The 6433-nt window shown below is 40.5% G+C and carries 6 protein-coding genes; all 6 read left to right on the top strand.

Annotated features, from left to right (window positions below; all coding sequences use genetic code 11):
• Positions 1-1058: sensor histidine kinase (locus WKT11_RS18375; protein ID WP_340285486.1), on the top strand; the 1058-nt coding region annotated here is incomplete at its 5' end.
• A gap of 1012 nt (positions 1059-2070) precedes the next feature.
• The gene (locus WKT11_RS18370; RefSeq protein WP_025580146.1) at positions 2071-2736 is read left to right on the top strand and encodes an energy-coupled thiamine transporter ThiT; all 666 of its coding nucleotides are present in this window, start codon (positions 2071-2073) and stop codon (positions 2734-2736) included.
• A gap of 264 nt (positions 2737-3000) precedes the next feature.
• Positions 3001-3462: an NUDIX hydrolase gene (locus WKT11_RS18365; RefSeq protein WP_117846376.1), complete on the top strand. Its 462-nt coding sequence runs from the start codon at positions 3001-3003 to the stop codon at positions 3460-3462.
• Positions 3456-4208: an RNA-guided endonuclease InsQ/TnpB family protein gene (locus tag WKT11_RS18360; RefSeq protein WP_445291956.1), complete on the top strand. Its 753-nt coding sequence runs from the start codon at positions 3456-3458 to the stop codon at positions 4206-4208. The genes WKT11_RS18365 and WKT11_RS18360 overlap by 7 nt, the downstream gene beginning before the upstream one ends.
• 540 nt (positions 4209-4748) lie before the next feature.
• Complete coding sequence (locus WKT11_RS18355; protein WP_117844307.1) at positions 4749-5681, top strand: calcium/sodium antiporter; 933 nt, start codon at positions 4749-4751, stop codon at positions 5679-5681.
• A 131-nt stretch (positions 5682-5812) separates the two neighbouring features.
• On the top strand, positions 5813-6433 hold the full coding sequence (locus WKT11_RS18350; RefSeq protein WP_117844308.1) for a DUF3786 domain-containing protein: 621 nt from the start codon (positions 5813-5815) through the stop codon (positions 6431-6433).

The raw sequence follows: 6433 nt of genomic DNA, 5'->3' as shown, positions 1-6433 counted from the left end.
TAGAGCTGAGAGCTGAGAATGCAATTAAAAACGTTTTTACTTTGAATTCAGACGAATATTTGAATTACGAATCTGAAAATGATACGGGCTCTTTATATTATGCCTCACTTGTATATATGGGGGCAGATTCAGAAAACAGGGATGACATATATCAGATTCTGACACCCAAAGAGAAGAAACTTATTGACTGGTATGAAACACACCCGTCTGATGAAATGCAAAGGGCAAAAATTAACGAAGCAACTTATTATATGAAAGCCAGAACAGAGTATTACGAAGACAGCAATGAGAGATTACTTGCTTATGTGGATGTTACCGGCGAACCAGAACTCGTAAAAGAAATCAGTTTTGGTGTTTTGCTGGATGCTTTTGTCATTGCCGCTCTCGGTGCTGCCATTGGATATTTTCTCGGGAAAAAACTCGAACAAAATGACAAAGCTCAGAAGACCTTTTTTGAAAATACATCTCACGAATTAAAAACCCCGCTTATGGCAATTTGCGGATATGCGGAGGAGATCGAAATGGGAGTCATTACCGATTATTCTCAAGCGGGCAGAATGATAGTGTCTCAGACGGAGCGTATGAGTAAACTTATTGAGGATATCCTGTATTTATCAAAAATGGAAAGCGGTACGGAACCATTAAAGTGTGAACCAATAGAAATGGCATCACTGGTTCAAGATATTTTGATGCCGCTTGAAGGAATTGTGAACAGGCGAAACCTTTCAGTATCGTTAGAATTGGACGAAGGATATGTCAACGGAGACCCGGAGAAGCTGGAACACGCTGTTGCTAACCTGATAACTAATTCCGTAAAATATGCGTGTAGTCAAATCGAAATATCGTGGAAAAATCAAGTCCTTTCCATCTGGAACGATGGAGGAGAACTTAGCACAGAGGATTTTTCCCATATGTTTGAACGTTTTCATACGGGACAAAACGGAAACAGCGGAATAGGGCTTGCCCTCTCAAAAGAAATCGTTGAAATGCACGGATGGAAACTTAGTGCGAAAAATGACAGGCATGGCATATGTTTATCAATGGTATGCCACAGTTAATTTAGGAACAATCAGGTTTACAGCTTCCAGTTTGTTGAGATGTTGCAAAATTTGGAATCAGGAGAGAATAAGAATGATTAACAATTTAATGTACATAGAATTAAAAATGGGATATTCTGATGATGATCCGGCATGGATTGGATATGTCAAAACTTCAAAAAGTAGAATAAAAATTTTTTGACATTTCTGCACATGCGTGCTAATATGATTATAGAAAAAGAGTGCTACCGATAGACGGTTAGTCCGATATATGTTTTGACAAAAATTGCCGCTTAGTTTACCAGACCAGGGCGGCTATTTTTGTGGTTTAGTATTATCCTTGCCAAAGGTATATCCAAGACCAAAGCAGGTTAAGCCGAAGCTCACTACTGCTATAAAATCAACAATACTCATGGCTTAGCCCTCCTTTCCAGTGGATTCCCTTTCGGGTTTCTATGTAATCAGAGGGGTGCTGAGTGCCGGTGGCACTCGTTAAGCACCGACCGTAACGGAGTGTAGACCACAGTCCCTCTGTTGAAGGACTAACCGCCTACCGTTATGGTAGCACCCATGTTTCGATTATAACAGTCAGGACAGGAAGCCGCAACCGGAAAGTTGCCAGTGCATAAAAATGGAGATGTGATACCATTTTGATACTAAAAAGTAAAGAGAATAAAAATATAACTTGGAAAATCTGCAATACAGGACAATATGGACACGAAAATCACAGAAAATAAAGAGATTTTAAGAACCTCACAAACGTGAAGGTGGACGTACTGTTGGATCAGGACGTGTTGCTACAGTTATCGAATAATTTTAGAATAACATCTTAATATAAATATAGAGTACCGCAAGGTACATTGTGTCCAAACGTAAGATACCCCGGAACCGTAAGGTTTTCGGGGTTTTTCTGTTGAGCTGAGAGTGAAATTATTTGCGGATTTTTAATAAGAAAGCAGGAACAATTGACGAAGAATGATAAAATCCTTATAATAAATTATACAAAAATTAATAACAAGAGGGAGGTCATTTCATGTTTGGTTTTATGGTAACTGCTGATGGTGGACTTACAACTGCCGGATATGTGATTACAGTTATTGCCGGAATCATTTTGTTTTTCCTGGCGATTTATTTTGCAGGGAAGAATTCAGACAAGAAAAAGCTTACCACAAGACAACTGGTATTCTGTGCCGTAGCTATTGCACTTGCTTTTATTACGTCTTATCTGAAAATCTTCAAACTGCCGTGGGGAGGAAGCGTCACTCTTTGCAGTATGCTTTTTATTGTTCTGATTGCAAACTGGTATGGGGTTGGAACAGGTATTATGGCTGGGTTTGCTTACGGAATCCTGCAGTTTATCCAGGAGCCTTATATACTTTCATTTTTTCAGGTATGCTGTGATTACATACTTGCATTTGCAGCACTTGGCCTGGCAGGATTATTTGCAAAACAGAGTCATGGACTTCTGAAAGGATACATAATAGCTGTAATTGCCAGAGGAGCTTTTCACTCTCTGGGCGGTTATCTTTATTGGATGAGCTATATGCCGGACAATTTCCCGAAATCTCTGACAGCCGTATATCCGATCTTATACAATTACAGCTATCTGCTGGCAGAGGGCATTATCACGGTGATCATCATTTCAGTGCCTGCAGTGTCAAAAGCACTGACCCAGGTAAAGCGTGCCGCACTGCAGTAGTTTGTTTTGTCTGGCAACAGGGATGTGTCGTTGCCCGGTACTCAGAACATTTGGTATAGTAATTTTGTTTAACAAGATATAACAAGGATTCTCCCACCTCTATAGGGTGGTGAGATGAATTGCAAACAAGAAAATGAACGGCAGTGGCGGGCGGAGAGAAATCGGTATCCCCCACTGACATGAGGCAAATCACAGTCAGCATGTTGCTGACATGTCAGACTCTGTGAAATTACCGACTGTGAGTTGAAACAAGGAAGTGTAAGAATGACAATAACGACTTTATGCTATATAGAAAATAATGGCAAATATCTGATGCTTCACAGGGTAAAAAAGCATAATGACATCAATGAGGGAAAGTGGATTGGAGTTGGCGGGCATGCAGAGGGCCAGGAATCCCCGGAGGAATGTCTTTTGCGTGAGGTGGAAGAAGAAACAGGATTAACGCTGACGTCATATAAACTTCGAGGTCTGGTTACATTTATAAGCGATAAATGTGAACCGGAGCTTATGTGTGTGTTTACGGCCAACGAATATATCGGTGAATTAACAGAATGCAATGAAGGAGAACTTTACTGGATAGATAAAGCTGTTGTGCCGACACTTCCCACATGGGAAGGTGACAGAGTTTTTCTGGATTTGCTTCTTTCAGGAGATGAGCGATTTTTTTCTTTAAAATTGCAGTATGAAGGGGAGAAACTCGTAGATAAACAAGTAAATTTATATTAACTCAGATAGAGAAGACGATCGGCTGCAGTCGTTTTCTCTATAACCGGATGCTTGCGGATAAGATCCGTCATTATCAGGAAGAAAAAAAGATGCTGAAAAATACGCCGGCCGGATATAAAAAAGAATATCCATGGCTGAAAGAGGTAGATTCTCTTTATTTTGCCAGCCTGCTGTTCGACTGTGAAAACCAAACAGCGGAGAAAAGACAGGCGGAAAAATTCCTGGGGATGGATTTTGCCATGCATGGGATGTGTGTATTTTCTACCGGTGAAAGAGCCGGATATCCCATGTTCTACCGGAATGCAGAGAAAAAGCTTGCCCGGGAACAGAGAAAACTTTCCAGATGTGAAAAGGGCAGCCGTAACTATCAGAAACAGAAGAAAAAGGTTGCTTTATATCATGAAAAGATAAAGAACCAGAGGAAGGATTTCCAGCATAAGCTCAGCCACAGCCTTGCAGAAGACTATGACGCAGTATGTGTGGAGGATCTGAACCTGAAGGGGATAGCCGGAGGTCTGCATTTCGGAAAAGGGATACAGGATAACGGATACGGTCAGTTCCTTTCCATGCTTGGATATAAGCTGGAAGAACGTGGAAAATATTTGATAAAAGTAGATAGATATTTTGCATCCAGTAAGATATGCAGCGCATGCGGACATAAGAAGAAAGAGCTGGCATTATCAGAACGGATATACCTATGCGAATGTGGCGGTCAATATTCTGAAAGAAGGAAAAAGAATATATAAAAAATGTGCATAATAGCACAGAAAAGATCCGTAACCGGATAAAAAAAGAACCGCGGGACACGCGGGGATAGCCTGTTTTAGCTTTGCCCTGAAGGGCAATTGAGCAGGAAGCTCCCACTTCAAAATCTGTAAGATTTAAGTGGCGAGAGCATGTCACATACTGCAGATTTCTGATGCAGATTCTGACACAGAGAGGAGGCTACATTACTGTTCACTCTGTTCGTAGTAACGAGGCTTCTTTTTATATTGTGGATTATGGAGAATCTAATGGAGAATCTTATGATAAAAATAATTGATTTTTAAGAGACAGTCTGTTAGAATATACCCGTGAAAAGGGAGTAGCTTGCCGAGTGGATTCGGTTCACTTCTTCGTCAGGACAGTTATTGAAACATATAACTCGGAAAGTGATGAAATTGCGAGACTTTTACTGTGAATGCAGTAGGAGTCTCTTTTTTTATACCTACTGCAAAATAAATGTATTCCCGGAATCTTTTTATATTTGATTTTGTGAGTACGTAATAAAAGAAAGAGAGGTAGAAATGATGTTTTTACAGGTTATTATTTTGCTGGCAGGTTTTTTGTTTCTGGTGAAAGGTGCAGACTGGTTTGTGGAGGGTGCAGCCAGTATTGCGAAAAAGCTGGGAATTCCACAGTTGATCATTGGATTAACCATTGTAGCAATGGGAACCAGCATGCCGGAGGCAGCAGTCAGTATTACTGCTGCAATAAATAAGAATGCAGGTATTACCATTGGAAATGTAGTCGGAAGTAATATCCTGAATATTTTCATCATCCTGGGAATCACAGCAGTAATTACGAATGTAGCGATTCAAAAATCCACGCTTCTTTACGAAATTCCGTTTATGACAGTGATAACAATTATTTTGCTGATCTTTGGTATCACAGGTTCAGAGGTGACTTTTATTGAAGGTGTGATTTTCTGGATACTGTTTCTGATATATCTGGGATATCTGTTTGTGATGGCAAAGAAAGGGAACAATCAGGAAGAAGCAGAAGCAAAGGATAATCCGGTATGGAAATGTATGCTCCTGATGGTAATCGGTGGAATTCTGGTCGTAAAGGGCAGTGATTTTGCAGTCAGCGGAGCAACGGAGATTGCCCGTTATTTTGGCATGAGTGAGCGATTTATCGGGCTGACAATTGTTGCACTGGGAACATCTCTTCCGGAACTTGTCACATCAGTAACAGCAGCCAGAAGAGGAAATGCAGGAATTGCCATTGGAAATATAGTCGGAAGCAATATTTTTAATATTTTGTTTGTTATCGGTACAACGGCACTCATCTGTACTGTGCCGTTTGAGAGTAAATTTATTATTGATACTGTAATTGCAGTTCTGTGTGGAGCAATACTCTGGATTGGTACATTCAGACATAAAGAATTAAGAAAACCCTGTGGTGTGGTTATGCTGTTGTGTTATGTCGCATACTTCCTGTATTTATGTCTGGTATAACGAATAATTGCTTTTTGCAACCCCCGCAGGGGATTTATCTGACGCAGGACTTCACGCTATGATGGACTGGATTGTTTGCAGTAATTTATGGAATTGCTATAGTTAGAATAAGAAATGGAATAAAGTATATTATGGATAATTATGAAAAACAGGTATATATAGGAAGAGAGTTGTTTTTAAAATATGATCAGGATAAGCTGATAAAAAAATATGGTTTAAAACATGATGAAGAATACCTGTATTTGAAATATATCGGAACAGAATATCGGATCAATCGCAGAAACGGTGCTATTGAATATGCCACAGGCGAAGAATGGACGGACTGCAGAGAATATACAGTTGTTATGACAATCTATGATTTTCTCTGCTGTTCCGGGCAGGAGATACTGCCTCCTCTTACCGGGCAGTGGCAGCCTGTGGGCAGGTTTGTAACTGCCGGGAGCAGTCCGTCAACAGATCCTTTTGTGGAAAAGTATGCAAGAGCATTTTCAGGCAAAGTGGAAGAGGTAAAGCAGGCCTGTACCTGTCTGGGCGGAAAGCAGAGGGAGCGTCTGGCAGGGGCAGATCTGACATTTGAAATGCCTGTTCTTCCGCATTTCTCTGTGTTGCTTCAGTTCTGGGATGGAGATGAAGAATTCCCGCCAAAGATCTTATTGTTGTGGGATAAAGTATCGTTATCATATCTTCATTTTGAGACGACATATTATCTTCAGGGGGATCTTCTGAAGGCTATACTGCAGACAATCGGCTGA

It is taken from the genome of Blautia sp. HCN-1074, assembly GCF_037890165.1.
In the GTDB taxonomy this organism is placed as follows: Bacteria; Bacillota; Clostridia; order Lachnospirales; family Lachnospiraceae; genus Blautia_A.
This window is presented reverse-complemented; position numbering and strand designations above follow the sequence as displayed.

Bases quoted from the DNA above. Each gene is read 5' to 3' on its own strand.
- WKT11_RS18370 (WP_025580146.1), top strand. From the start codon at position 2,071: ATGTTTGGTTTTATGGTAACTGCTGATGGTGGACTTACAACTGCCGGA.
- WKT11_RS18365 (WP_117846376.1), top strand. From the start codon at position 3,001: ATGACAATAACGACTTTATGCTATATAGAAAATAATGGCAAATATCTG.
- WKT11_RS18355 (WP_117844307.1), top strand. From the start codon at position 4,749: ATGATGTTTTTACAGGTTATTATTTTGCTGGCAGGTTTTTTGTTTCTG.
- WKT11_RS18350 (WP_117844308.1), top strand. From the start codon at position 5,813: ATGGATAATTATGAAAAACAGGTATATATAGGAAGAGAGTTGTTTTTA.